Origin of the sequence: Microbispora oryzae (assembly GCF_017896165.1) — a bacterium.
Lineage (GTDB): Bacteria > Actinomycetota > Actinomycetes > Streptosporangiales > Streptosporangiaceae > Microbispora > Microbispora oryzae.
Map to the genome: position 1 here is coordinate 76606 of NZ_JAFCNB010000008.1, position 24316 is coordinate 100921.

24 protein-coding genes, 1 tRNA gene and 2 pseudogenes are annotated in these 24316 nt (G+C 67.4%); 17 read left to right on the plus strand and 10 right to left on the minus strand.

The genetic code is table 11. The features are described 5' to 3' along the window. Nucleotides 1–194 precede the first annotated feature (194 nt). The gene (locus JOL79_RS16545) at nt 195–1085 is read right to left on the minus strand and encodes a hypothetical protein (RefSeq protein ID WP_210156714.1); all 891 of its coding nucleotides are present in this window, start codon (nt 1083–1085) and stop codon (nt 195–197) included. A 160-nt stretch (nt 1086–1245) separates the two neighbouring features. Here JOL79_RS16545 and JOL79_RS16550 point away from each other — a divergent pair. Together JOL79_RS16550 and JOL79_RS16555 are read left to right on the plus strand one after the other, a co-directional pair. After that, nucleotides 1246–1318 (plus strand) — tRNA-Arg (locus JOL79_RS16550). 286 nt (nt 1319–1604) lie between these two features. Continuing rightward, complete coding sequence (locus JOL79_RS16555; protein ID WP_210156715.1) at nt 1605–2474, plus strand: hypothetical protein; 870 nt, start codon at nt 1605–1607, stop codon at nt 2472–2474. A gap of 21 nt (nt 2475–2495) precedes the next feature. Here the strand turns inward: JOL79_RS16555 and JOL79_RS34035 are convergent, their stop codons facing one another. From JOL79_RS34035 to JOL79_RS16565, 4 genes are read right to left on the minus strand one after another with little or no spacing between them, the layout of a single operon-like run. Then, nucleotides 2496–3344 (minus strand): tyrosine-type recombinase/integrase, encoded by an 849-nt coding sequence (locus JOL79_RS34035; RefSeq protein WP_307848557.1) that lies wholly within the window; start codon nt 3342–3344, stop codon nt 2496–2498. A gap of 11 nt (nt 3345–3355) precedes the next feature. Further along, entirely contained in the window at nt 3356–3547 is a 192-nt protein-coding gene (locus JOL79_RS34040; RefSeq protein WP_230984909.1) for a hypothetical protein, read from the minus strand. Further along, a complete protein-coding gene (locus JOL79_RS34045) occupies nt 3544–3855 on the minus strand; it encodes a hypothetical protein (RefSeq protein WP_230984910.1) in 312 nt (103 codons plus the stop codon). Before JOL79_RS34045 ends, JOL79_RS34040 begins: the two co-directional genes overlap by 4 nt. Next, nucleotides 3852–4067, minus strand: a complete 216-nt coding sequence (locus JOL79_RS16565) for a helix-turn-helix transcriptional regulator (protein WP_307848581.1) — start codon at nt 4065–4067, stop codon at nt 3852–3854. Before JOL79_RS16565 ends, JOL79_RS34045 begins: the two co-directional genes overlap by 4 nt. 154 nt (nt 4068–4221) lie before the next feature. On the opposite strand from JOL79_RS16565, the pseudogene JOL79_RS16570 reads away from it, so the two are divergent. The 5 genes and pseudogenes from JOL79_RS16570 to JOL79_RS16590 all read left to right on the plus strand — a co-directional run. Then, nucleotides 4222–4506: pseudogene (locus tag JOL79_RS16570) on the plus strand (bifunctional 3-(3-hydroxy-phenyl)propionate/3-hydroxycinnamic acid hydroxylase MhpA); the annotation flags it as partial. 176 nt (nt 4507–4682) lie between these two features. Further along, entirely contained in the window at nt 4683–5228 is a 546-nt protein-coding gene (locus tag JOL79_RS16575) for a YceI family protein (protein WP_210156718.1), read from the plus strand. Between the two features lie 59 nt (nt 5229–5287). Then, nucleotides 5288–5857: a TIGR03086 family metal-binding protein gene (locus JOL79_RS16580; RefSeq protein ID WP_210156719.1), complete on the plus strand. Its 570-nt coding sequence runs from the start codon at nt 5288–5290 to the stop codon at nt 5855–5857. A gap of 221 nt (nt 5858–6078) precedes the next feature. After that, nucleotides 6079–6396 (plus strand): hypothetical protein, encoded by a 318-nt coding sequence (locus JOL79_RS16585; protein ID WP_210156922.1) that lies wholly within the window; start codon nt 6079–6081, stop codon nt 6394–6396. Nucleotides 6397–6660: 264 nt separating this feature from the next. Further along, nucleotides 6661–7140 (plus strand): MarR family winged helix-turn-helix transcriptional regulator, encoded by a 480-nt coding sequence (locus tag JOL79_RS16590; protein ID WP_210156720.1) that lies wholly within the window; start codon nt 6661–6663, stop codon nt 7138–7140. Nucleotides 7141–7257: 117 nt separating this feature from the next. Here JOL79_RS16590 and JOL79_RS35780 read toward each other — a convergent pair. Further along, nucleotides 7258–7335: pseudogene (locus tag JOL79_RS35780) on the minus strand (hypothetical protein); the annotation flags it as partial. A gap of 31 nt (nt 7336–7366) precedes the next feature. Here JOL79_RS35780 and JOL79_RS16600 point away from each other — a divergent pair. Then, the gene (locus tag JOL79_RS16600; RefSeq protein ID WP_210156721.1) at nt 7367–7612 is read left to right on the plus strand and encodes a hypothetical protein; all 246 of its coding nucleotides are present in this window, start codon (nt 7367–7369) and stop codon (nt 7610–7612) included. A gap of 150 nt (nt 7613–7762) precedes the next feature. Here the strand turns inward: JOL79_RS16600 and JOL79_RS16605 are convergent, their stop codons facing one another. Next, a complete protein-coding gene (locus tag JOL79_RS16605) occupies nt 7763–7963 on the minus strand; it encodes a hypothetical protein (protein ID WP_210156722.1) in 201 nt (66 codons plus the stop codon). 676 nt (nt 7964–8639) lie between these two features. On the opposite strand from JOL79_RS16605, the gene JOL79_RS34050 reads away from it, so the two are divergent. The 3 genes from JOL79_RS34050 (at nt 8640) to JOL79_RS16620 (ending at nt 12048) form a co-directional block, all read left to right on the plus strand. Further along, nucleotides 8640–9167 carry a substrate-binding domain-containing protein gene (locus tag JOL79_RS34050; RefSeq protein WP_230984911.1) on the plus strand — a complete coding sequence of 176 codons (528 nt, stop codon included), beginning with the start codon at nt 8640–8642 and terminating at the stop codon, nt 9165–9167. Nucleotides 9168–9330: 163 nt separating this feature from the next. Beyond that, a complete protein-coding gene (locus tag JOL79_RS34055) occupies nt 9331–11400 on the plus strand; it encodes a cellulose binding domain-containing protein (protein ID WP_307848558.1) in 2070 nt (689 codons plus the stop codon). Between the two features lie 132 nt (nt 11401–11532). Next, nucleotides 11533–12048 carry a PKD domain-containing protein gene (locus tag JOL79_RS16620; protein ID WP_230984912.1) on the plus strand — a complete coding sequence of 172 codons (516 nt, stop codon included), beginning with the start codon at nt 11533–11535 and terminating at the stop codon, nt 12046–12048. A gap of 211 nt (nt 12049–12259) precedes the next feature. On the opposite strand, the gene JOL79_RS16625 is transcribed toward JOL79_RS16620, so the two are convergent. Then, nucleotides 12260–13489 carry a serine hydrolase domain-containing protein gene (locus JOL79_RS16625; protein ID WP_210156723.1) on the minus strand — a complete coding sequence of 410 codons (1230 nt, stop codon included), beginning with the start codon at nt 13487–13489 and terminating at the stop codon, nt 12260–12262. Nucleotides 13490–13925: 436 nt separating this feature from the next. On the opposite strand from JOL79_RS16625, the gene JOL79_RS16630 reads away from it, so the two are divergent. Then, on the plus strand, nt 13926–14471 hold the full coding sequence (locus JOL79_RS16630; protein WP_210156724.1) for an RNA polymerase sigma factor: 546 nt from the start codon (nt 13926–13928) through the stop codon (nt 14469–14471). 38 nt (nt 14472–14509) lie between these two features. Continuing rightward, nucleotides 14510–15652, plus strand: coding sequence for a CU044_5270 family protein (locus JOL79_RS16635; protein WP_210156725.1), 1143 nt, complete (start codon nt 14510–14512; stop codon nt 15650–15652). A gap of 145 nt (nt 15653–15797) precedes the next feature. On the opposite strand, the gene JOL79_RS16640 is transcribed toward JOL79_RS16635, so the two are convergent. Continuing rightward, a complete protein-coding gene (locus JOL79_RS16640) occupies nt 15798–16916 on the minus strand; it encodes an epoxide hydrolase family protein (RefSeq protein ID WP_210156726.1) in 1119 nt (372 codons plus the stop codon). Between the two features lie 86 nt (nt 16917–17002). Between JOL79_RS16640 and JOL79_RS16645 the strand changes: the two genes are divergently transcribed. Beyond that, the gene (locus tag JOL79_RS16645) at nt 17003–17998 is read left to right on the plus strand and encodes a helix-turn-helix transcriptional regulator (RefSeq protein WP_210156727.1); all 996 of its coding nucleotides are present in this window, start codon (nt 17003–17005) and stop codon (nt 17996–17998) included. Between the two features lie 64 nt (nt 17999–18062). On the opposite strand, the gene JOL79_RS35435 is transcribed toward JOL79_RS16645, so the two are convergent. Beyond that, complete coding sequence (locus JOL79_RS35435) at nt 18063–20759, minus strand: RICIN domain-containing protein (RefSeq protein WP_307848559.1); 2697 nt, start codon at nt 20757–20759, stop codon at nt 18063–18065. Nucleotides 20760–21881: 1122 nt separating this feature from the next. Between JOL79_RS35435 and JOL79_RS16655 the strand changes: the two genes are divergently transcribed. The 3 genes from JOL79_RS16655 to JOL79_RS16665 are packed head-to-tail and all read left to right on the plus strand — an operon-like array spanning nt 21882 to nt 24314. Further along, the gene (locus JOL79_RS16655; RefSeq protein WP_307848560.1) at nt 21882–22814 is read left to right on the plus strand and encodes an ABC transporter ATP-binding protein; all 933 of its coding nucleotides are present in this window, start codon (nt 21882–21884) and stop codon (nt 22812–22814) included. Next, complete coding sequence (locus tag JOL79_RS16660; protein WP_210156729.1) at nt 22807–23559, plus strand: ABC transporter permease; 753 nt, start codon at nt 22807–22809, stop codon at nt 23557–23559. The genes JOL79_RS16655 and JOL79_RS16660 overlap by 8 nt, the downstream gene beginning before the upstream one ends. Continuing rightward, a complete protein-coding gene (locus tag JOL79_RS16665; protein ID WP_210156730.1) occupies nt 23556–24314 on the plus strand; it encodes an ABC transporter permease in 759 nt (252 codons plus the stop codon). The genes JOL79_RS16660 and JOL79_RS16665 overlap by 4 nt, the downstream gene beginning before the upstream one ends. Nucleotides 24315–24316: the final 2 nt, after the last annotated feature.

Sequence of the window (24316 nt, forward strand, 5' to 3'; positions counted from 1 at the left end):
CGTGACAACCGCGATCAGACCCGCTGATCGGGGAGTGGGCACGATCGAGGCCTCCGTTTGCGAACTCGTGACCTGGGACAGGGACGCACGTTACTACACAGTCAAGACCGTCCGGACCCAGTTCGCCCAAGCGCTATCTCCCGATCACGTCCCTTTCGGGTGTTTCCCAGCCACGATTTCGGCCTGTCACGTCCCTACGACTGAGTGCCCTGGTCCCGGCACAGATCCCAGAGCCCGGCGTCCTTTAAGTCGAAGGAACACACGAGCGCCGGCTCCTGCGCCCCCGGCCGCGCCACGGGCGGCTTCGCCGCCGCGCGCCGTGGTGCCGCCATCGGCGCGGGTGCCTCCGGCTGGGAGAGCCTGATCAACCCGCCGTACATCCGGGCGGGCCCGAACGGCTCAGGCACCGCAGTAGGCTCCAGCACCCCCGACCCGGCGCCCGGTTCCGCGACCGCGGCCACCCGGCGCGGCGCCACGGCCGCACCGCCCGAGTGGCCCGTTCCCGTACCCGGTTGTGCGGCTGGTTGCGGAGCCGCACCCGGTTGCGCGGCCGCGGCTGGTTGCGGAGCCGCACCCGGTTGCGCGGCCGCGGCTGGTTTCGGGGCCGCGGCTGGACCGCCCGTGGCCACCTGACCGGCGAGTGTCACCGTCTCCGCGATGCCGGCGTGCAGCCCGGGGCCGCTCTCCGTCTCCGTCCCCGGCTCCGAGGCGCGCTCCGGGGCGGGCACGTCATGTCCAACCGGGCGGTCGTCGTCGCGATGGCCGGAGGCCTTCCGCTGGGGATGATTCGTCGTAGCCGCCCGGCCAGTGGGCACATCCGGCGCAACCTCATAAGGGACGACCGGCCCCACGACCGCCGGCGGCTGGACGAGGGGAGGCTCAGGCAGGGCCGGTTCCGGAACTTCGACCTCCGGAGCCTCCCGCGCCCCCGGAGCCGGCTTCACCGCACTCCCCCGGGCCATCTCCTCGTAGCCGCTGAACTGGGCCGCCAGCAAGCCCGAGGCCAGGATCGCGGGTGCGATCATCGCCGCGACAAGCACCATGGGACGTAGCCCGCGCAGATACCTGCGTCGCGTTGTGGTCACGGGCAGTGAGATAACCAGGCGGCACAAGCGGAGGCGCGCCGACTTGCCAGGCCTTTACCGCATGCCACCCCGTCGATGACCCCGGCAACCTCGGCCCGACACCCCGTCCAGAGGCGCGAACCGGGCCAACCTTTCGCTAGGCTTACAAGGCACGTGTGCAGCCTCCGTAGCTCAGGGGATAGAGCACCGCTCTCCTAAAGCGGGTGCCGCAGGTTCGAATCCTGCCGGGGGCACCTAGTTGACCTTGTCATCCGCCGCCCGACCTGGGGGCTATCCCTCACTACGGCTTCCGCCCATGTGCAGCCGTAGGCCACCGAGAGCAGCCCTGAATCGCCGCTCACGGAATATCCACGGGATGATCTTGAGTGCTTGGTTGACAGTCCATATGGCCGCCACCAGCCACTGCAGCCGATCACGCGCCTCGGCTCGCAGCTTCGGTAAGACCAGGCACTGCCGTAGGAGACGTGATACTCCCAGAATCACTGCCCTGAGAGTCCCTCGTGCCGCACAATGCGACTCATGTCCTGGATCAACGATAGTTTCTGGCAGCAACTCACAGTTGGCCTGGCCGGAGGTCTTCTCGGCGTCGCCGGCACCCTTCTAGCAGCTCAAGTCTCATCGAGAGGAAAGTCGAAATCGGAACTCTCCTACACGTTAGAAGTCCAGCGCGCCCTACCAGAGGTCAGCAAGGAGTTGACACCCTCGGTGGCCGTCAGCTACAAGGGCCAGCTTGTTCCAGCCCTCTACGCCATAAGTTGCACGGTCGAGAACACAGGAAACACCTTGGTCAGAGACCAGGAGATCCGCATTCAACTGTCTCCTGCCCCCTCTATTCTAGACAGGTATCTGGACCCGAAGCCTCAGCCTGAGTGGGCCGTCGACGCACTCCCCGACACGGAGGAGACCACCAGGCCGGGCTATCGATTCGGTCATCTGGCCCCAGGCCGGAAAGTAACTTTTAAGATCATCTGCGCGGCTTCGCAGGAACCGAAAGCGTTGCTTAGAGACCACAACCCCACGGAAGTCGTCACAGTACTTCCACGCGCGGTTACCGCTCAGGCCGATATTCGGGGTCGTACCCGAATCGCCCTTATGCTTCTTCTTGCATTACTGATTGCTCCTCAGGCCTTCTACGCTCTAGGCAGCTTCGGCGACCTCGCCGCATCCGTAGTACGGATCGGGCTTATTGCCGCCCTCATACCTGTCGCACCAAGCCTGGTCCGCACACTCGTCAACCTGCTCTTCCGACCGGAACCCCGCGTGGAGCTTGAGAGCGGATTAATCATGTACAGCAGCGAGATAACAGGTGGGGTCTATATCACTGGGGCTCCGTCCGACCGGCAGGTACCTACGAGGTCAGCCGCCAGAGAAGAAGACCGCGACGAGTAGCGGCCCTCTGAAAGTTCCCCGTCACGCCTTCAGCGCCTTCGCGATCTGCCCGTTGGCGCGAGCGCGTTGCCCTTCGATGCACTTCGCGTATACGCGTAGGAGCACGTCGACGCCATGACCGGCGCGCTGGGCTACCTCGGTCGGCGGGACGCCCGCGTTGAGCCACAGGGAGACCGCCGCGTGCCGCAGGTCGTAAGGCCGGGCCGCCAGCGGGGATGCGATCTGCTCAACGGTGAAGGCCAGCCGCCGGGCCTCCTGCCAGACGGCGGAGTACGCGGAGGAGGAGAAAGGCCGGCCCTTGCTCGTCCGGAAGAGCCGACCGTCTTGCGCCGTGCCGTGCGTCTCGATGTGCTCACGAAGGATCGCGACGAGAACCGGAGGGATCGGGATCTCCCGCGTGTCGTCCACGGCCCAGTGCTTGAGGCCGCGTTCGTCGTGGGTCTCCCCCGAGTTCGTCCACCGCTTGTTCGCCTGTGGCCACGCCTTCTCGAGTGTGATCATGCCCCACCCCTCGGCGGGGAGGTCGCAGCTCTGTCGGCACAGCCCCGAAGCCTCTTCGGGGCGGAGAGCCGCGTAGTACACGCAGGCGAACATGGCCATCATCCGAGGGCCGCGCGTACGGCCCACCTGGGTCACCGCGTCGAGCAACGCCCGCGCCTGAGCCGGGTTGACCACCGTTCGCGGGTCGACGGCTCCGGCGGCTTTCGGAGGCTTCCACTTCACCGCGTGCAGCGGGTTTGCGGACAGCTTCTTGAGTTCCACCGCGGATTCCATCATGTGATGGAGCGCGGCCCGCTTGCGCCGTACGGTATTGGCCGCCGGCTCGCCGTTGAAGCGGAGGGCGATGGCGTCGAGGGCCGAGCGGATCACGGCCGGTTCCATCAGGTCGACGAGGGGCAAGGACGCCGCTTCAGCCAGGCGAGCGCCGCCTTGTGCTCCGGCCGCAGCTCTCCACGCCGCTTGTCCGGCAGGAAGGCGTACTCTCGCAGCACCGTGCGGAGGTCCTCGTCCTCCGGCCTGCCCGGCAGATCCTTGACGAGGGCCGGGACGAGAGACAGTAGGGCGTACGTCATCGTCTCGCGAGTGCGGGCCGCCGAGTGGACCCAGCGGGCTGCCATGTACGACCGGGCGAAGCGAAGAATGTCGGCCCGGTATCGGCTGGCTTGATCATCGACTCGGGAAGCCCCGTGACCAGGTCGAAAGTCTCACCTCGCTTGGCCGCCTGCCGTAGGTCGGACACGAAGTTCTCGGCGAGTGCCTTCGTGCGGAAGGTCTTGGATCTCTCCTTGGGGCCGACCTTCCATCGCGTCACGTAGGAAGGCGTCTTGCTGGAGGGGTTACGGCGGATGTCCCAGAACTTCACGTCATAGCTGGTGTTCACGCGGCCTCCCTGAGGGAGTCCAGCCAGACCGCGAGGTCGCTCCGCCAGACGCGGATCTCTCCATTGGGCAGCTTGACGCACTTGGGCGCGTGGCCGAGTTCACGCCAGCGGTAGAAGGTACGGCGGGACACGCCACCCAGCTCGGCGAGCACCTCGGGAACCGTGAGGAGCTGATCGTTGCGCGCCATCAGCTGCCACCTCCGACGATGGATGACGAGGCGGTGAGGGAGGCCACGAGGGCGTCACCCGGGGAGTAGCCCTTTCCGGCGTACTCCCATTCGCTGATCACGAGGACGGCGCCCTCATCGAACAGGTGTAGCCATCCGGACGTGATCTGCTCGTCGCGGGCATGCTCCCTTCCTCGACGCCGACGCGCTCGCGTTCCTCGGCAGCCTCGGCACGCACGTGCTGCACGTGGTCCCGGCAGGGACGCGACCGGCGCACGGCGGCGCGGTGGTGGACGCCGAGGACGTCTATCTGCCGTACCTGGCCGAGGCGGACGTGCTCGGCATCCTGGTACGTCCGGATTTCTACGTGTTCGGCGGCTTCCGTGACGCCGCCGAGGCGAACGCCCTCGTGCACGACCTGCGCCGCCGGCTCGCGCCCCGGCGGCCACCGGCTGACCCGGCCGCGCTGACCCGGCCGCGCTGACCCGGCCGGGGAACGCCACGCCGGCCCCCGCACCACCGCGCCTCTGCACCGCCGCGTCAAGACGGGATCGCAACGAGCCCCGGAGAGTTATTGAGACCTCAATAGCTTTGCGCTAAGTTCATGAGTGCTCAATATATGAGCGCTCAACAACTTGGACCCACTGAAGGAGTCCCCCCATGAACACACCGGTCGCCCTGATCCCCGACTACGTCACGGGCACCTGGTCGATCGACCACGTGCACTCGGATGTGGCGTTCACCGTCCGTCACCTGGGTGTCGCGAAGGTGCGGGGCCGGTTCGATGCGTTCGAGGGGCAGATCGTCACCGCCGAGAACCCGCTGGAGTCCTCGGTCCAGGCCACGATCCAGTCCTCGTCCATCAGCACCGGCAGCGGCCAGCGTGACGACCACATCCGCACCGCGGACTTCCTGGACGTCGAGAACCACCCCACCCTCACGTTCGTGTCCACCGGCGTCCGCAGCGACGGCGAGGCCTATCTGCTGGACGGCGAGCTCACCATCCGCGGCATCACCAAGCCCGTCACGCTGAACCTCGAGATCAACGGGTTCGGCACGGGCTTCGACGGCAAGCCCGTCGTCGGCTTCTCCGCCACCACCGAGGTCAACCGCAGCGACTTCGAGATCACCGCCGGCCCGGCCGGGGCGATCGTCGGCGAGAAGGTCAAGATCACCCTCGAGGTCGAGGCCAACAAGCAGGACTGACCGATCCGGCCGCCCGGGGGCGGGCGCACCGCCCCGGCGGCACGACAGAAGGAGCGACCATGGCAACCGGACCACTGCTGTCCCGCGCCGTCGACACCCTGCTCGGCCTGGCGAACGACGAGACGCTCGCCGGCAAGGGCAAGCTACCCACACCCTGCGACGCCTACGACGTCCACGGCCTCTGCGAGCACGTGCTCCTCATGATGTCCATGGGCGAGTCCGCCGCCTGCCGGGAGCCGTGGAGCCCGGACAAGGCCGGCGACGCCGGCCGGGAACCCTGGGAGCGGATCTCCGCGCTCGCGCCCGGCTTCACCAAGGTCTGGGCCGACCCGCAGGTGTGGACCGGCACCACCCAGATCTTCCGGGGCACCCACCCCGCGCAGTTCGCGGGCGACGTGATGCTGATGGAGATCGTGATCCACGGCTGGGACCTCGCCCGCGCCGTCGGGACCGAGTTCGCCGTCGACGACGAGCTCGTCGCGCACGTGCTCGACACCGCCAAGCAGGTCGACGGCATGGGAGGGCGTCAGCACGGGTCCTTCGGGCCGGAGATCCCGGTCCTGCCGGACGCCTCCGCGCTGGACCGCCTGCTCGGGTTCACCGGACGCGACCCCCACTGGAAGGCATGACCGGCTCCCGCGTCGTGACCGCGAACGAGCAGGCACGACCTCCCCCCGGAGGGCGTGGCTGCTCTTTCGCGCTTTCTCCGTCCCGGTCGCGGCCGCCCACAGCGAAAGGACCGCGCAACAGTTGAACGGAAACGACACCATCGCCGACCCCTGGATACGCAGGTTCCGGCCCTCGCCGGACCCCGCCGTCCGGCTGGTGTGCCTCCCGCACGCCTGCGGCTATGCGTCCTTCTACTTCCCGCTGTCCAAAGTGCTGCCCGGACACGTCGAGATGCTCGGTCCAGTGCCCCGGCAGGCAGGATCGGCGCGACGAACCCCTCATCGGCGAGCTCGCCGACCGCCTGTTCGAGGTGCTCGCCGACGAGGAGACCCGGCGCATCTCCCTGCCGGTCATCCGCAACGACTACCGTGCCATCGAGACCTACCGGCACCGGCCACGCCCCCGGCGCACCCGGTCGGCGCTGATCCGCTCGCCGGCGATGCTGCGCACCAAGCACGCCGACCTGCCTTCCCGCAAGCACGGGAATCCCCCGGCATGACGGCGGGGGAGGGCCGGTTGCGGATCGTGCGCGGCAACCCGACCGGCGAGGAACCGGCGGTGCTCGTCGCCGCGCTGCTCGGCGGTGGAAGACGCGCCGCGGGCCACCTCCGGCGGGTCTCCCGCCCCGGTCGCGCGGGCCGGGTGAGGACGGGACCACCGCGTCCTGTACCGGCCGGCGAACTCCTGGCGGCGCGGGTGAGCGATGCGCGAAGCCGCCGAAGGGCAAGCTGTTGAGAGCTCAAACAATCAGTATGCTGAGGTCATGAGCGAGGTCCGTTGGTTGAACGCCGAAGAGCAGGAAATATGGCGCATCTACATGACGGCCTGCAATGAGCTGTCCGCCCACCTCGACCGGCAGCTCCGGCGCGACTCGGGCATGCCCGTCGCCTACTACGAGATCCTCGTCTGCCTCTCCGAGGCGCCCGGCCGGTCGATGAGAATGAGCCGGCTGGCCGAGCTGTGCCGGTCGTCGCCGAGCCGGCTGTCGCACGCGGTCGCGGCGCTGGAGAAGGCCGGCTGGGTGAGCCGCTGCCTGTCCGAGACCGACCGGCGCGGCTGGGTCGCCCAGCTCACCGACGCCGGCTTCGCCGCCCTGGAGAACGCCGCCCCCGGTCACGTGACCGCCGTCCGGGAGCATCTGTTCGACGTGCTCTCGCCTGGACAGCTCGAAGCCCTGCGCGAGATCAGCCAGGCCATCTTCGAGGGCCTGGATAAGGCCGGGCGGACGCCCGGTCCTTCGTGACCCTTTCCCCCGCCGAGTACCACTCGCATATACCCGCCCTGTCCGGTGAATGCCTACAAAGCCATATCTGCGGGCCATCTTCGCCACCGACGAGCGGTGCTTGTTGGCCAGAGTCTTCAGCAGCGAGGTCTCCATGACCCAGCCAAGTCGGTGGAGACGATGGACGTTCCCGGCCAGCAGGTAGTACTGGACGATGCCCCGCCACTCGGCCCCGTAGGTGTTGACGGTGGTCCAGCGCGAGTTCGTCGCGCAGGAACGCTGTCAGGCGCTGTTTGATCTCCTCGGCTTCAGCCTTGGGTCCGGTGAACCCGAGCAGGGTGTCGTCGCAGTACCGGACGTGCGCAGCCCGCCGGAAGCCGGGATCTCGGTGATCCCCGCTGGGCATGCTCCGCAACTGCCTGCGCAACTCCCGCGCCGCGGCGTGGTCTCCGCGCTTGTCGCCCGGTCTCTGGCGGCGCGCACCCTGGCATAGGCGGTGTCCTGCCTGTGGATCCGCCCTCGGGCGTAGTCCGGAATCAGAACTTTGACGAAGTCGCCCAGCCTGTGCAGGTAGATGTTCGCCAGGATCGGTCACCCAGCATGATCAGCGACACCCGCAGCCGAGCGCTGGAAGATCACAGAATTAGTACCAGAGCCGAAAAACGGTCAGGTCCTGGTCGCGGGCGGCACGCAACTCGGCGAGCACGGTGGCGATGAAGAGCAGGTTTGCGTAACCGAGGCCGGAGTCGGCGATATTCACCGGCCGGGTCGGGTCGCCTTTCGGGTGCTCCGGGTCGGCGACAGGCGCCCCTGACTCGGCGTAGGGCGACCTGGCCCCCTTCATCACTTACTCCGCCCGGCCGGACCGCGCGGAGGTCCGTTCACGGCGCAAGGATAACCGTCCGCCCGCGACGGCATTTGTACCTCCTCATCAAGGATCCGTCAGCGGCCGGACCGGCCTGGGATGTGCTGGGACGCGTGGCTGTCGCCGCACGCCGAATCCGCTCTGAAATATTCAGGAAAGCCCGCCTAGAAAGTTTCTCTGCTTACGGGCGTTTCAGATCGGCGTCGATGACAAAGGCGCTGGCCATAGGGGCGGCGGACCAGTCGGTGAGAGTGCGAGGCTGCCCGCGTAGCGGTGACGGTGCCGAGGGCGAGTGGACCGAGACACGCCTCATCTCTAGGTTATGTTTCGTGCTGCTCAGGTGGAAAGTTTCTGTTCTGAGATGGTTCGACGGGTCGGGCGGACCGCTCCTCATCAACGGAGAGTCCATGGTGCGCACGAGGCCCAGTACGCGCCGATCGTCTCCATATACCTGTCCACATACCTGGTCGTCCGATGCCGGTTCAGCAAGGAAGTACTGATCGGCGCCGTCAAGGTCGACATCGAGGGAGATCGATCGTGAAACCGCCCAGCTTACGAAAATCCGCCTGCGGATCGGCGCGGTCCTCGCCACGCTGACCCCGCTTGTGCCGACGGGGATGAGCTCGTCTTCAGCGAGTTAGAGGACATGTGGGGCATGGAGATCATCCACGGTGTCGAACGGGTGGCCCGTGAGCAACGCGTCGGAGTCATGCTGACGGAGTTCGGGCCGCGGCACGATCCGGTCGGACATCCGATCGGCGACACACCGGCCGAGGGCCATCATGTCGTTGTAGGCGATCACCGCGGTGACGGAGGCAGCGAGGAGGACATCGGCGACGGCGACGCCACCCACGAACGTGGGCGACACGGCACCGGCTTCGAAGATCGCCGTGGGTCGTTCCGGGCCGCGCAGCAGGCGGAGCGCGGCCACTCGTCCGTCATGTCTGGCCAGCTCGGCATGATCAGCCACATGACCGCGCGCGGCGTCCGCGTGCCGCAAGACGTCAGCGTGGTGGGGTTCGACAACATTCCCACGGCCGACCTCGTGACTCCTCCACTGACCACCGTCTGCCAGCCGAAACAGCAATGTGGCCGAACGGCCGTCGATCTTCTGGTCGACCTGCTCAACGAAGCGAACGGCCCGGCAACTCGCGCCGGATCGTGCCCATGCAACTCGTCGTGAGGAAACCAACCGCTCCCGGTCCGGTCCGGCCTGATGGGCAGGAAACGCACGTATTCACACCGCTGATCCGCTGGGATCAGCCCCTTTCGAGAGGAAGTGATCGACTACCGGTCGTGATGCCAGTCGCTCAGCACTTCATGCCCCCCCACAACAAGGAATCCCCGTGAAGATCAAACCTCTGGCGAAGCTATTAATCAGCACACTGCTTGCCGTTGGCGTTGGCGTCGGGACGACCGCCCTGGTGACGCCGGAGTACGGCGCGATTGCGGCGACCAGCCCTGCCGGCAACGACGCGGCCGCCCTGGCAGCCGGCGGCTGCGTCGCCGATCCCACACTGCCAGGTGCCACGAAGAGTTCCCTCTACACCGTCACGGCGGACGGCTCCCCGCTGTTCGTCGAGAAGATGACTAAGTTCGCTCCCGAGATGCAGGTGCACTACGCGCACTGCTCGATGGCGGCAGCGGGCACCGCCAGGTTCTCCGTCACCGTCGCCCAAAGCTTCAACTCCTACACCGTCAGCCCCAAGAGCCGGAAGCTGGCGGTCACCAGAAGCGGCAACACCATCACCTTCGACAGCGGCCCGAACTACTTGGTCGTCCAGTTCGACTCCGCAGAGCTGCTGTTCATCCTCATTGACGCACCCGAGACCGATACGCCGCACCTGGGGGACGCCAACGTCAAGAGCCTGGCTGACTACGGGGTCGACAACACTGGGGGGACTCTCGTCACGGCCAAGATCCAAAGTGCCATCAACGCCGCGTCGGGAGCGACCCGCAATATCCTGTATGTGCCGGCGGGCAAGTACCTGGTCGGCGAGCTCTGGCTGAAAAGCAACATGACGTTGTATCTGGCTGCCGGTGCGGTCCTCTACGGCTCGAACAACAAGGCGGACTTCAACACCGGCAGCGGCGGGGTGAACATCGAGGGCATGCAGCACGCCTCCCTGCGGGTGTACCAGGTCAGCAACGCGAAGGTGCTGGGCCGCGGTGTCATCGACGGTAACGGAAAGTCGCTGCGGGCGCAGGGCATGAATCTGGCGTTGCTGAAGATCGAGCAGAGCTCGAACATCCAGATCGACGGCCCGATCGTCCGTGACTCCAGCTACTGGAACACGCTCATCTACCGCAGCGACAAGGTCACCATCAAGAACTACAAGCTGATCAACTGTCGGCCCACGTCGGGTTACAACAACACCGACGGTGTGGATTTCGACGAGTCGACCAACGGCCTGTTGTCCAACGCCTTCCTCTACACCGGTGACGACAACATGGCGACCAAGAACGAGGACACCACCGCCGGTGCGATCGACACCAAGAACGTCGTCCACGAGCATATCGTCTGCTACAGCAATTCCGGCTGCGCGAAGATCGGCACCAAGACGGAAGGGCGGTCGATGGACGGGGTCACGTTCCGTGACATCGACGTGGTGAAGGCGGGACGCTCAATGGTGATCGACGCGGTCGACACGGCCGTTGTCTCGAACACCCGGTGGGAGAACATCAGGGTGGAGAACACCGACAGCCTGATCGACCTGGAGGAGGACCGGCCGCCGTCCTGGCGAACCGTGCAGAACACCGCGACGATCCGCGACGCCTACTTCACCAACGTCTCCTCCGACGTGAAGAAGGTCGTCAACCTGCACGGTCGTTCGTCGACCGTGAACATCAACGGCGTACATTTCACCAACTTCACCGTCCAGGGCAAACCCGTTACCAGTTCGACCGACGCGGACGCGAGCTGGAACATCAACTCCTACGTCTCCAACATCACCTTCTCCACGGCCCCGAGCCCCACGCCGTCGCCGACCCCCACGCCGTCACCGTCACCGACCCCCACGCCCTCACCGAGCCCCACGCCGTCACCGTCACCGACCTCCACGCCGTCTCCGAGCCCCACACCGTCTCCGAGCCAGGCCGGCGCCTGCGAGGTGGGCTACACGATGAACTCCTGGAACGACGGGTTCACCGCCAGCATCCACATCACCAACCGTGGCACATCAACGATCAACGGTTGGACTTTGGCGTTTACCCTTCCTGGCGGGCAGACCATCACCAACGGCTGGAACGCCACCTACTCCGGCTCCAGCGGTCAGATCTCCGCGAGCAACGTCTCGTACAACGGGACGCTGGCAGCAGGCGGATCCACCGACATCGGCTTCCAGGCCACCCATACCGGCAATACCGGCAAGCCTGACCAGTTCGCCCTCAACGGCGTCAGCTGCGCCATTTCCTAACGAGAACGTCGGGTAACCGGCGGGACCTCGGCCTGCCCTGAGGCAGGCCGAGGTCCCCCGGCAGAATGCCGATAAACGTGCGGGAGAACTCTCCCGGGGGAGTCCGAGCACGTCTGGCCGGGGACGCAGGTGATGGACACGGCCTTCGGCCCGGCGCCGCTGACGGTCAACTTCTCCTCCGCGGGCAGCTCCGACCCCGAGGGCGGCTCGCTGAGCTACTCCTGGGCGTTCGGAGACGGGACCATCTCCACGTCGGCCAACCCGAGCAAGACCTACACCACCAACGGCACCTACACCGCGACGCTGACCGTCCGTGACCCGCAGGGGCTGACCGGCACGGCGAGCGTGACCGTGAACGTGGGCAACACCGCGCCGTCGGTCACGCTCAACTCGCCGGTGGCGGGGCGGTTGTTCTCCTTCGGCGAGACGGTGCCCTTCCAGGTCACCGTGTCCGACCCCGAGGACGGGACGATCGGCTGCTCGGGGGTGACGGTCACCTACTTCCTCGGGCACGATGGCCACGCCACCAGATCACCTCGAAGTCCGGGTGTTCTGGGTCGATCGCGGCGCCGGTCGACGGTGAGCACGACTCTGCGGCCAACATCTACGGGGTGCTGCAGGCGACCTACACCGACAAGGGCGGCCTGACCACCACCGTCGTCCGGACGCTGCAGCCGCGTCACCGCCATCAGGGCCGGCAGCACCTGGTCGGCGATCGCGGCTACCGCCTTGCCGTCCAGCTTCATGTCCTTGGGGTACGTGGCGAGCACGTGCCCAACCAGCCCGTCGGTGGCTGGCGTCCGCCGAGGGAATTTCGCCCTCGGACGGCCGGCTGGGGGCCACCGGCGTGGGCTTGGTGTCAGTCGTCGAGCGCCTGGTAGAGCGTGGTCCAGAAGTCGTTCATCAGGTGCGCCGGGCTCGGCACGGTGTAGCCGAGCTGGCAGAGCAGGATGCCGGTGAGCTGGTTGGCCGGGTCGGCGTAGGCCGAGGTGCCGCTGCCGCCGTCCCAGCCGAACTGGCCGATCGGCGCGTAGTCGCCGCGGTAGGTGCGCACCGCCATTCCCATGCCCCAGCCGCCCTGCTGTCCCTGACCGAACGAGATGTGCACGTTGCGGGTGGCCAGGGCGGTGCGGGCGGCGTTCTGCTCGGGCGTGAGCCGGTTGGTGGTCATCAGTTCGACCGCGGCCCGGGACAGGATCCGCCTGCCCTGGTGGGTGCCACCGTTGAGCAGCATCTGGAAGTAGGCGTGGTAGTCGTCGGCGGTGGAGACCAGCCCGCCGCCGCCGCCCTGGAACGCCGGCGGCCGGCTCCACCGTCCACCCTTGGGCTCGTCCCAGGCGAGGAACTCGCCGGTGGCCGGGTCGGGGGCGTACAGGGTGGGCAGCCGGTCGATCTTGTCGGCGGGCACGTGGAAGCCGGTGTCCTTCATGCCCAGCGGCTCGAAGATGCGCTCGCGCAGGAATTCCTCGAACGACTGGCCACTGACCCGGGCCACCAGCACACCGACCAGGTCGCTGCTGATGTGGTACTGCCACTGCTCGCCGGGCTGGTACATCAGCGGCAGCTCGCCCAGGCGGCGCATCCACTCATCCGGCTCGGGCACCTCCACCGGCAGGTTGGGCGTGAGCCCCTGCTCGAAGACCGCGTTCATGATCGGCCGGCCCAGCGCCGTGAAGTCCATGCCGAGCCCGAAGGTGGAGGTCAGCACGTCCCGTACGGTGATCGGCCGCCGCGCCGGCACAGTGTCGTCCAGCGGGCCGTCGGGCCGCGTCAGCACCTGCCGGTCGGCAAGCTCCGGCAGCCACGCATCCACCACGTCATCCAGCCGCAGCCGACACTCATCCAGCAACACCATCGCCGCCGCGATCGAGACCGGCTTGGACGTGGAGGCCATCCGGAAGATCGTGTCCCGCCGCATCGGCGCGCCACCGTCATGCCGCATCGTGCCGAGCGCCTCGACATGCGTCTGACCGCCCCGGCTGACCAGGGCCACGGCTCCGGGGATCTTCCCGGACTCGACATGCCGCGCCAGCACCTCGCGCACTCTGCGCAGCCCCGCTGTGGAGAAGCCACCGTTGCCAGTTCCCATCGGAAATCTCCCTACCCACACTGTTCGATCTTGCGAAACCCCGTCCCGCACGAGGGCCGGGGTTATCTCGGCGTGGCCCGGTTCGCGACCCGAGGCCGCGATCGCTGGACCGTTCATGGGATCCACCATCGCCGACTGCTCTGATACCGGGCCGTCGCCGTCCTGACACGGCCGCTGACGTCGACGACGTCAGTGAGGGTCGCTTCTGAGGGACCGCAGCCGAAACGGGCTCTCCTCACGAGCTCGGGGGTCACCGGCCGGGCAAGAAGATCACCATGCTCGACACCGCGACACGTGTGCGAGGCCGTGCGACCGTCGCCGGTGTCATGTGGAGGCCGGTCGTACGATGAACGGCGCTGGGGTGCTCCTGCGCCGGTGACATCCAGATATTTCGTGTCACGGGGTAATCCGGGAGCCCGCGGAGGGACTACTGGGTGTGGACGATCCCCGACAACGATTCACCGGTCTGTACGACCGGCATTACCGGAACGTGCTGGGCTACGCCCTACTCCGTGCCGACGGTGGCACTGCTGAGGACGTGACCAGCGAGACGTTCCTGGTCGCATGGCGGCGTCTGGACAAGGTGCCGGATCCGCCGTTGCCCTGGCTGCTGGGCGTGGCGCGCAACCTGCTGGCCAAGCAGCGCACCTCACGCGACAGGCGGCAGGCGCTCGTCGATCGCATCCTGGCGCTCGGCGGGACCTTGGACCACGTCGGCCGGGACATCGCCGAGCAGGTAGTGAACAGGGAGAACGCGCTCGCCGCGCTGGCCTCCCTGTCCGACATGGACGCCGAGGCGATGGTTCTGGCCACCTGGTACGGCATGCCGCCCGAGCAGGCGGCCGTTGTCATGGGCTGCTCGACCCGGACGTACAACGTCAGGCTGCACCGTGCCCGCCAGCGCCTGGAGGCGGCGCTGCGCCAGGAAACCGCCGCCCGTTCTCCGGAGAAAGGCCTGTTCGGCCGTCTGGAGAAGGCGTGATGTCGTACCGCCCCTCTACCCCTCACCTGGAGGATGACATGTCCGACCAGCTCTTCTCCCAGCTCAAGCCCAAAGCCCTGGACGAGATGACTGCCGAGGCGTACCAGCGCCGGCGCGACGGGGACCTCGCTCAAGCCTTCGCGACGCCGGTATCGCGGGTCGCCTGGCGGGTCCCCCGCATGCCGCTGTTCCTGATCACGGGCACGGTCGCGGCGGGGCTCGGCATCGCCGCCGCGCTGGTTGTGTCCGGCGGCGTCCAGCCCGCCGCGCCCAAGCCCGGGGTCGCCGTCGCGCAGCCCTCGACGTCCCCGGCCCTGGACGCCCGGTCGTTCCTGCTGGCCGCGGCGGAGACCGCGGCGGGCGAGCCGGCCGGCTCCGGACGGTACTGGTACACCCGGCAGACCACCGCCCAGCGGGTGAACGTGGCGCCGGACGAGTACATAAAGAGAATTACGTCGCTGAAGATGGAGCTGGATCGGCGTTCCCAGAAGGCGGATTCCACCACCCTCGACAAGGAGGCGCTCCTGAAGGAGCTCGAACTGCCCTACGACGCCTACACGACGAGTACCACCGACACCTGGCGCGCGGTGCGCAAGGGGGACACCGGTGGGTCGGTGCGGCGGGCAGCGAAGATCACCTTTGGTTCGCCCGCCGATGAGGCGGCCTGGAAGGCCTCGGGGTCGCCGATTCTGAGCAGGGACAGGCCCGGCATGCGCAAAGACGACATCGAGCCCGTCCTGTCGATCGGCAATCCCGGGATCACCCTCGAGAACATCGCGGACCTGCCCACGGACAAGGAGGCTCTCAAGCGCCGCTTGACCGCCTCCTACGACAGTGCGCCCGCGGGCGGGGGCGGCCTGGCCACCCATCTTTGGCAGAGCGCCGTCGACCTCCTGACCGCTCCCACCACGCCCGGCACGCGTGCCGCCCTCTATCAGATGCTCGCCGACCAGCCGGGCATCGACGAGAAGGGCGAAGCCGCTGACGTGACAGGACGCACAGGGACCGCCCTGTCCACGACCGGCGCGGACGACGTCCGTTACGACCTGATCATCGACCCCAGGACGGCCGAGTTGCTGCAGTACGACGTCGTCCTGGCAGGCAAGACGGCGCCAACGCTGCGCGTGGTCATCGAGCAGGCCGGCTGGACGGACCGCTTGGGTGAGCGGCCGCGGGGCTGATTCCGGGCACGAGACCCGCCCCTCGGCTGGCCGGAAAGGATCGATGTATCCGCGGCGGGTCTCGTCCCTTCACTTACTGAGCTTGTCCCGCTTTGACGGACACCATTGGCGTGTGCCGGCAGCGCGATGGTCCAGACCTCGCTGATCAGCTGACCTTCGCGAAGAACGCGCGCATGTCGGCTGCGAGGGCATCGGGCCGGTCCATCGCGATGAAGTGGTGCCCCGAGGGGTTGTCCACCGGCCAGTGCACGATGGTGTTGCGCCGCTCGGCCAGCCGCCTGATGCCGGGCGGGCCGCTGTACACGCCGGTCGGCACCGCTTTCTGGCCCGCCGGCCAGGCCGACGCCGAACTGTCGTAGTACGGCCAGGACGACGAGCCGAACGTGCCGGTCAGCCAGTACAGGGTCACGTTGGTGAGCAGCAGGTCACGGTCGATCGCCTTCTCCAGCGGCCCCGCCGCCGAGAAGTCGTGGAACTTCTGCGTCATCCAGGCCAGCGCGGCCAGCGGGGAGTCGTGCCAGCCGTACGTGAAGGTCTGCGGCACGGACCGCAGCAGCGCGTGATGGTCCACGCCGTGCATCCAGTCGGCGGACATCAGCGCGGCGAAGGCCGCCCGCTCGTCCTCGTCCATCTCCGGCACGTCGGCCTCCGTCGGGAAGCCGAGCCCGCTGATCACGTAGACGCCGGCCACGTGCTCGGGGGCGAGCCTGGCGATCTCCGGCGCGACGTAGGCGCCGAGGTCGCCGCCCTGCGTGCCGTACCTGTCGTAGCCGAGGCGGCGCATCAGCTCGGCCCACATGCGGGCCACGCGCACGGTGTCCCAGCCGGGGCCGCTCGGCGCGGCGGAGAACCCGAAGCCGGGTACCGACGGCACGACCACGTGGAACGCCTGCCGCGGGTCACCGCCGTGCGCCGCCGGATCGGTGAGCGGACCGATGAGGCCGGCGAACTCCACGAACGAGTTCGGCCAGCCGTGGGTCAGGACCAGCGGCAGCGCGTCCGGCTCGGCCGAGCGCACATGCAGGAAGTGCACGTCGTGGCCGTCGATCTCGGTGACGAACTGCGGGAACTCGTTCAGCCTGGCCTCGTGCAGCCGCCAGTCGTAGCCGGTGCGCCAGTAGTCGGCCAGTTCCCTGAGCACGTCGGCGGGCACGCCGCGGCTCCAGCCCTCGCCGGGGAGCTGACGGGGCCAGCGGGCGCGGTCGAGCCGGTCGCGCAGGTCGTCCAGGCCGGCCTGGGAGATCTCGATACGGAACGGGTTCATGACTCTCCTCGTGTCGGTGGTGCGCCGCACACGCTAGGCATCATGTAGGCCGGTTCTTGTCCTAGATGCCCGGCATCCTGGACGGCATGACCGACACTGCGGCGCGACTGCTCACCCTGCTGTCCCTCCTGCAGACCCCACGTGAGTGGCCGGGCAGCGAACTCGCCGAGCGCCTGGCGGTCAGCGCTCGTACGATCCGGCGCGACATCGAGCGGCTGCGCCAGATGGGCTATCCCGTGGAGGCGGGCATGGGCGCGGCGGGCGGCTACCGGCTCGCCGCAGGCAGGGCCATGCCGCCGCTGCTGCTCGACGACGAGGAGGCGGTGGCCATCGCGGTCGGTCTGCGCATCGCGGCGGGCAACCCGGTCGAGGGCATCGAGGAGGCGTCCGTGCGGGCGCTGGCCAAGGTGATCCAGGTGCTCCCGGCGCGGCTGCGGCACCGGGTGAGCGCGCTCGGCTCAGCCGCGATCACCATGCTCGGCGTGACCGGTCCGACCGTGGACGCGCAGTCGCTCGTGACGCTCGCCGGGGCGGTCTCCGCCGGAGAACGGCTGCGGTTCCGCTACCGTGCGGCGGACGGCGCCGAGACCAGGCGGCTGGCCGAGCCGTACCGGCTGGTGGCCTCCGGCCGGCGGTGGTACCTCATGGCCTGGGACCTCGACCGAGACGACTGGCGGGTCTTCCGCGTCGACCGGATCGGCGACCCCCTGCCGACCGGCGCACGGGTGACTGGCCGCGAACCACCCGGCGAGGGCCCCGCCGCCTTCGTCACCCGGGTGCTGTACTCCGGCGTCCCCACTTACGAAGTGCGCGCCATCCTCCACCTGCCGGCCGACCAGGTGGTCGCCCGCCTCGGCGCCGACCCCGCCGACGTCAGCCCGATCGACGACCGCACCTGCTCGCTCCGCGGCCACGCCGACACTCTGGAATGGCTGGCGGCGAGGCTGCTCATGCTGGGATGCGAGTTCGAGGTCCACGACCCGCCCGAACTCCGCGCCCACCTGCGCGACCTGGCCGCCCGCGCATCCCGTGCAGCCGAACTCACCGATGCCACCGTGCAGGTCGCACGTAGCGCGTCATGAGTCTTGCCGGGGCGGGCCGCAGGCGGTACGCGTATGACCGCCTGCGGCCCGGTAGGACCTCACGTCAGCTGCGCAGGCTCCACTGCTGGTTCGTGCCGCCGTTGCACGACCACAGAATGAGCTTCGTGCCGTTGGCCGTGCCGGCGCCGTTGGCGTCCACGCACAACCCTGACTGCACACCGGTGATGGTGCCGTTGGAGTTGAGGTTCCACTGCTGGTTGGTCTGTCCGTTGCAGTCCCAGATGATCACCTGGGTGCCGTTCGAGGTTCCCTGGTTGTTCGCGTCCAGGCACTTGTTGCCGAACACCTGCAACTGCTTGCCCGACGTGTACGTCCACCGCTGGCTGGTGCCGCCGCCGCAGTCCCACAGCTGCGCCTGAGCGCCGTTGGTCGCCGTGCCGCCGGTGACGTCCATGCATCGACCCGACTGGCCGCCCACGATCGTGACGTTCTGCTGGCTGTTCCCGCCGCCGTTTCCTTGCCTCACGAGCGATTTCGACTCAGCCGAACGGTTGCCCTGTGCGTCCACGACGTAGAGCCGATAATCACCGGCCGACGTCGGAACGGCGATGGAGGTCGCGGTTCCGCCTGCCTTGGTCATCGTGTTGCCGACGGCGAAGGAAGTCGTACCCGAGGGAGCGAGCCAGACCGTCTTGTTCGCATCGCCGGCGCTCCGGATGGGAATCGATGTCACACCGGCGGCGACGAACGTGCTGGCAGGCAGGACGTAATCCGGCAGAGAAAGATTGCTCTGGGGGATGATGTTCCTGTACGCATCCTCGAGTCCGGAGTTCACGGCGATGCCATAGGCCTGCGACGGCCAGACATAGTCGGAATACACGAGAATATCCTGGATCGTGCTGTTCGGCAGGTTCTTGTTGGAGACCTTGTTGATAGGACCGTACGTCTGAGTGATGCTCAGGTCATGCTTACGCCCGAAGTCATCGGAGTTGATGAGCGCGGTGAGATTCTTGTCCACGCTCAGGATGTTGTCGCGGAAGGTGATGTACGCCGAGCCTTCGTCCGGGTGGAGTCCGTACTTGTGACCGGACGGGACGCCCTGCAGATAATTGTTGGTGATTGTGGTTCCCGGCTGGCTGCCCAGTGTGTAGATGGGAGCCGTGTCGCCCAGGCGTTGCACGGTGTCAATGATCTGGTTGTAGCTGATGTTGTTGTTCTTCGCCGTGGTGGTCGGCCGGTTGGGCGCGATCGAGCCTGACGATCCGTCGAAGTTCCACCACCCCCAGCCGAGCGTTATGCCGGACCACGGGGTTTTCTCGATGCGGTTGTGCTGGATGGTCAGGCCGTCGGCGAAGTACGCCGAGATGGGGCTGTGCCCGTTGAACAGCACGGCGCTGTCGTAAATGTAGTTGTTCTTGATCTCGATGTTCTTGGGCGCGCCTTCGACCTGGGCGGGATACTTCTCGTGGTTGGTCGAGGTGTAGTCCCCGATGTAGACATTCTGGGGATGGCCCACGGTGATGGCGGATCCGGCGATGTCGTTCGTGAAGTTTCCGATCAACTGCGTGTTCACCACGTCGTTGACCATGTTGATTCCGTCGACGCCGGTGTGCTGTATCCGGTTGTTCTGCAGGACGAGCCCGTCGGCGTTCTCGATCTGGATGATGCCGGGCGCCACGTCGACATTACGGTAGTAGTAGGCGTGGAAGTTCTGCTTGGCGTATACGAGCGCGCCGAGGTTGCCCTGCTGGGCCTGTTTGAACGACGACCCGGCCACGTTGAACAGGTTCCAGTCGGAGTGCTCGACCGTGAGGCCGGAGAAGGTGATGTTCCGGACGCGACTGCTCGTGGAGGTTCCGGCGACCCTGAGAAGGGTGGACACGTTGTTCGGTGCGAAGACCGTCGCGGTCGACATGTTCTCGGAGGCCGCTTTGTAGTAGTACAGCGTGTGGCTCGTCTTGTCGAAGTAGAATTCGCCCGGCGTGTCGAGGAACTCGTAGGCGTTCATGACCTTGTGGGTGCCGCCGACCTGGGCGTTCCCGTTGAAGGCGCCTTGCGCGATAGCCGCTCCCGGCTGCTGGAACAGGGCGACACGGTTCGAGCCGTCAGTGGTGACCTGCCGGACTCCCACGATGGCCGTGGTCCAGGTCGTCGCCGTCTCTATTTCGATGTCGTCCTGATTGGCGGCGATAGCGGGAAAATCGCTCTGGCTGTACTTCGCTCCCGCGCACTGCGAACCCGATTCCCACGCCCAGGGCGCCTGCCCCGCCGTGATGGTGTAGGTTCCGTAGCACCCGCCCGAGTTTATTGTCTTCGAAGCCATGTACGCTCGCTTGTCGTTGACGTAGAGCGCACGGAGCTTGTTGCTGCGATTCAGCGGGGCCTTCCAGATGTTGCCGCTGTGCTGGGTCCATCCGGTTACCTGGACGCCACCGTTGAGGATCGGCGTCTCGTTCTGGTACGCGGCGTAGATGACCCGGTAACCATTCGTGCCGGAGTCGGCCGGCGTGAAGTCGATGGTGCTGCTGACCGAATAGTCGCCCCCGCGGAGATACACATAGATGTCGCCTGACATGTTGCCGTTCACCGTGCGAACGACGTCCCTGGCGTGCTCCAGGGTTCTGAACGGTGACGCGATCGTGCCAGGGTTGGCGTCGTTGCCGTCGGGGGCGACGTAGTAGGTCGCCTGTACCGCCGCCGAGGCCGCGGTACTACCTGCGAAGGCCGGCAGCAACACAGCGGCGACGAACACCGCGAGCGCTGCTAACGCCTTCCCAGTAGTGGACAGGGCTGACTTCACGCTCTGTTCCTTTCGCTGGTTCCGAGCAAATGTGTTCACCACGCGATCACCCCGCCGCAGCAGAACTCATCGGGGTGTGGCGCCTGTCTTGCAGTAGAGGACATCGAGCGGAGGGCCGTGCGCCTTTTTCCGAGGCCGAGGGACCGGCCACCCTCACGCCATGCGCGGCGATCGCCGGTAGAGCGTGGGCTTTGGCAGGCTTATCGTCGGCGATGCCGAATGTCCGTGCCGCGGGATGAGCGATGCCGGCCGGTCGTGCGCACCGAGCATTCGCCAAAGGCGGGTCATGGGCCCTCCAGTACGCGAAGGACGAGCTCGCCGGTGCTGGAGTAGCCCTGGTGGTCTGCCCCGGCGCCACGCTGACGAGGGTCACCGCCGCCCGGGGGCGAGAGGTCTCCTCACCGCACGCCCCAAGAATCCGTGGCAGACGTGGCTACCATTTTGCGACCTCGTAACGTATAACGTATGCCGAATGATGCCTGGGGGTAATGTCGCATTAACAGGGGTGTCGTGCAAGAGTCGATGAAGCGGGAGAGGCGCACCTTCGCCCGCCCCAGCGCCGCGACGCCGGGCGATCTTCCGCGACATGGCGGACTACCCGTGGGTCGCGGTGGGACCCCGCCGTCCATACGGACGAGCAACCTGGCCACTCGTGGGTCCGATGTGCCAGCTCAGGGCCGGTGTCACCGTCGCCCCGCCGGCGCCCGGCAGCCTGGCGCCATCCTCCATGCGGTGCCCGCGGCCCGCCGGACCAGCCCGTCTTCCGGTGGGTTGAGGGAGGAAACCGCCTGCGTCAGCAGCGGTGAAACACATGTGCCGATGAAACTTTCATCGGCACGAGCAGGAGGCGGCGAGGCGCGCGGCATCTCCATCTGGATAGTGAGGTCGCCACCCAGCCTTCGCATAGCCGTCTCGGCGGATGATGGATGATGCGGGACACGCGCGGGATGATCACGCGAACGGCTTCCCGACGATCTCAGGAACGCTCTTGGGCCGATGAGGGGCGAGTCCGGGAGGGCTCAGGGCCATCCAAGAGCCTGTGACCGACCGCCTACTCAGCCTGCTCGGGAAGTTGTGAATTGCTCACTGTTTCCGCCGCCGCCTCTGGCGAAGGATCAAGGCGTGACAGCGATTCAGGTGCACCACATCAGCAAGAGCTACGGCAGATTCCAGGCGGTCAACGACATATCGTTCGAGGTCGAGGCGGGAACGGTCTTCGCCTTGCTCGGCCGCAACGGCGCGGGCAAGACCACGACGATCGAGTTGCTCACCGGGTTCCAGAAGCCGGACACCGGTTCGGTCAGTGTGCTGGGCCTCGACCCGATCAGGGACCGCGCCCAGGTGCGCGGCAACGTCGGCATCATGCTGCAGGAGGCCGGGTTCTTCCCCGACCTGACGGCCGGCCAGACGGTGGAGATCTGGCGTGACTTCACCCCCGCCGCGCGCCCCGCGAGCGAGGCGCTGGAGTTGGCGGGCCTGACCGCGAAGACGAAGACGAAGGTGCGGCAGTTGTCCGGCGGTGAGAAACGCCGTCTGGACCTGGCGCTGGCCCTGCTGGGCCGGCCCGACGTGCTGTTCCTGGACGAGCCGACAACCGGCATGGACCCCGAGGCCCGCCACAACACCTGGGAGGTCGTCCGCGACCTCGCCGCCCGGGGCACGACCGTGCTGCTGACCACCCACTACCTGGAGGAGGCCCAGCAACTGGCGACGAACCTGGCCATCATGGACAGGGGTGAGATCGTCGTCGGCGGCGAGATGGCGGAAACGCTCGCCGCGCGGGTGGGGCGGGTCTCGTTCGAGCTGCCGTCCATGATCTATCCCGGGGAACTTCCGCTGCCCGCGACCGTGCGGGGCAGGCTCGCCATGGTCCAGGCCGCCGATCCCGACCTGGTCGCCCAGACACTGCTGGGCTGGGCGAGCGAACGCGGCCTGCGCCTGCGCGGCCTGGAGGTCCGGACGGCCTCACTGGAAGACCTGTTCCTGGAACTGGCCCAAAACGACAAAACACCCGAAAGCGACCGCCCTGCCCAGGGTGGTGGCACCCGTGCGTGAGGTGCTGGCCGTGGCGCGGCTGGGCGGGCGGCTGTTCTGGGGCGACGGGCGGGCCGTCGGTGGCATCGCGGTGCTCAGCGTCTGCCTGGGCGCGGGCCTACCGTCGCTGATCGCCGCCTCCCTCAGGAGCCGCGACGTGGAGGTGGTGCTCGGCATGCATCTCGGCACGCTCGCCGTGGTCCTGACCATCGTCGCGACCACCCAGACGGCCGTGACGCTGTCGAGCAGGCGGGAGCTGCTGGTTCTCAAGCGGCTACGCGCCTCGGGCCTGCGCGGGCGGGCCATCATCGGCGGCGAGCTGGTCAACATCGTGACGCAGGCCGCTCTCCTGTCGGCCCTCGTCTCGGTGATTCTCTACACCTTCACCTACCTACCGCCACCGGCACTGCCGCTGCTGTTCGCGGCGTGCGTCGTCGCGGTGGCCGGGGTGCTGGCGCTGATCGGCGTCGTCTTCTCGATCGTGACCCGCCGCCCCGACCTGAACGCCCCCATCACGATCCCGTTCATGCTGGCCGGCGCGGTCGGGGCCGGAGCATTTGGGCCGTTCGTCACCGACCTCCTCCCCGGCTGGCTCCAGTGGACACTCGACCTGCTGCCGACCGGAGCAATGGTCGAGATCGCCAGACTCGCCTACCGGGGCGGCGAGCTCACGACACTGACCGGACCCGTCCTGAACCTGACCGTCTGGGCCCTCCTCGGCCTGGTCACCGTCCGCTTTCTCTTCCGGTGGGACCCACGCCGATGAGCCTCACGGCCACTTACAAGCTGAGCGCCCGGCTGTTCTGGGGCGACAAGGGCATGCTGCTCGTCTCCGTGATCACCCCGCTGGGGCTGGCGATCGGGATGCCGGCGCTGATGCGCAACGTTCAGGCCGACGGCGTCACGGCCGCGGCGCAGACGTTCGTGGGGGCGCTCGCGCTCATCCTGTCGGGGACCGCGTTTCTGAACATCACCGTCGCCCTGGCCATGCGCCGCGACCAACTCCTGCTCAAACGGCTGCGCACCACCCGGCTCACCGACCGGCAGATTCTCCTCGGCGAGATCGCTAACACCGTCACGCAGACGGTCGCCCTCATGATCGTGTCAGCCGTGGCCGTACGCCTCCTTGCCGATGTGCCGCTGCCGAGGAATCCGGTGCTGTTCGCGGCGTTCGCGGTCGCGGGTTCGGCGGTGCTGGCGACGCTGGGGGTGGCCTGGACGGCCGCGATCCCGCGCGGGGAGCTCGCGGCGGCCATGACGATGCCGTTCTTCTTCCTGGCCGGTCTCGCGTCCGGGGCAATGGGCCCGATCATGAACCTGCTGCCCTCCTGGCTGCACCCACTCCTCGCCGCCCTGCCCACCAGCGCGGTGGTGGACGCGGTCCGCGCCTCCTACGGGCCGGGAACACTCGGCTCCGACCTGGCGGCGGCAGCCGTACCGACTCTGGTTCTGGCGGTGTGGGCTGGGGTCGCGCTGTTATCGATCAGGAGGTGGTTCCGCTGGGAGCCCAGGAAGTCATAATG

What these genes read in the sequence shown, in the direction of transcription:
- JOL79_RS16585 (WP_210156922.1), top strand. Translation starts at nt 6,079, where the DNA reads ATGCGTCCTTCTACTTCCCGCTGTCCAAAGTGCTGCCCGGACACGTCG.
- JOL79_RS16665 (WP_210156730.1), top strand. Translation starts at nt 23,556, where the DNA reads ATGAGCCTCACGGCCACTTACAAGCTGAGCGCCCGGCTGTTCTGGGGC.
- JOL79_RS34050 (WP_230984911.1), top strand. Translation starts at nt 8,640, where the DNA reads ATGGAGATCATCCACGGTGTCGAACGGGTGGCCCGTGAGCAACGCGTC.
- JOL79_RS16575 (WP_210156718.1), top strand. Translation starts at nt 4,683, where the DNA reads ATGAACACACCGGTCGCCCTGATCCCCGACTACGTCACGGGCACCTGG.
- JOL79_RS16620 (WP_230984912.1), top strand. Translation starts at nt 11,533, where the DNA reads ATGGACACGGCCTTCGGCCCGGCGCCGCTGACGGTCAACTTCTCCTCC.
- JOL79_RS16605 (WP_210156722.1), bottom strand. Translation starts at nt 7,963, where the DNA reads ATGAAGGGGGCCAGGTCGCCCTACGCCGAGTCAGGGGCGCCTGTCGCC.
- JOL79_RS16645 (WP_210156727.1), top strand. Translation starts at nt 17,003, where the DNA reads ATGACCGACACTGCGGCGCGACTGCTCACCCTGCTGTCCCTCCTGCAG.
- JOL79_RS16580 (WP_210156719.1), top strand. Translation starts at nt 5,288, where the DNA reads ATGGCAACCGGACCACTGCTGTCCCGCGCCGTCGACACCCTGCTCGGC.
- JOL79_RS16640 (WP_210156726.1), bottom strand. Translation starts at nt 16,916, where the DNA reads ATGAACCCGTTCCGTATCGAGATCTCCCAGGCCGGCCTGGACGACCTG.
- JOL79_RS16635 (WP_210156725.1), top strand. Translation starts at nt 14,510, where the DNA reads ATGTCCGACCAGCTCTTCTCCCAGCTCAAGCCCAAAGCCCTGGACGAG.
- JOL79_RS34040 (WP_230984909.1), bottom strand. Translation starts at nt 3,547, where the DNA reads ATGACGTACGCCCTACTGTCTCTCGTCCCGGCCCTCGTCAAGGATCTG.
- JOL79_RS16590 (WP_210156720.1), top strand. Translation starts at nt 6,661, where the DNA reads ATGAGCGAGGTCCGTTGGTTGAACGCCGAAGAGCAGGAAATATGGCGC.
- JOL79_RS16625 (WP_210156723.1), bottom strand. Translation starts at nt 13,489, where the DNA reads ATGGGAACTGGCAACGGTGGCTTCTCCACAGCGGGGCTGCGCAGAGTG.
- JOL79_RS16555 (WP_210156715.1), top strand. Translation starts at nt 1,605, where the DNA reads ATGTCCTGGATCAACGATAGTTTCTGGCAGCAACTCACAGTTGGCCTG.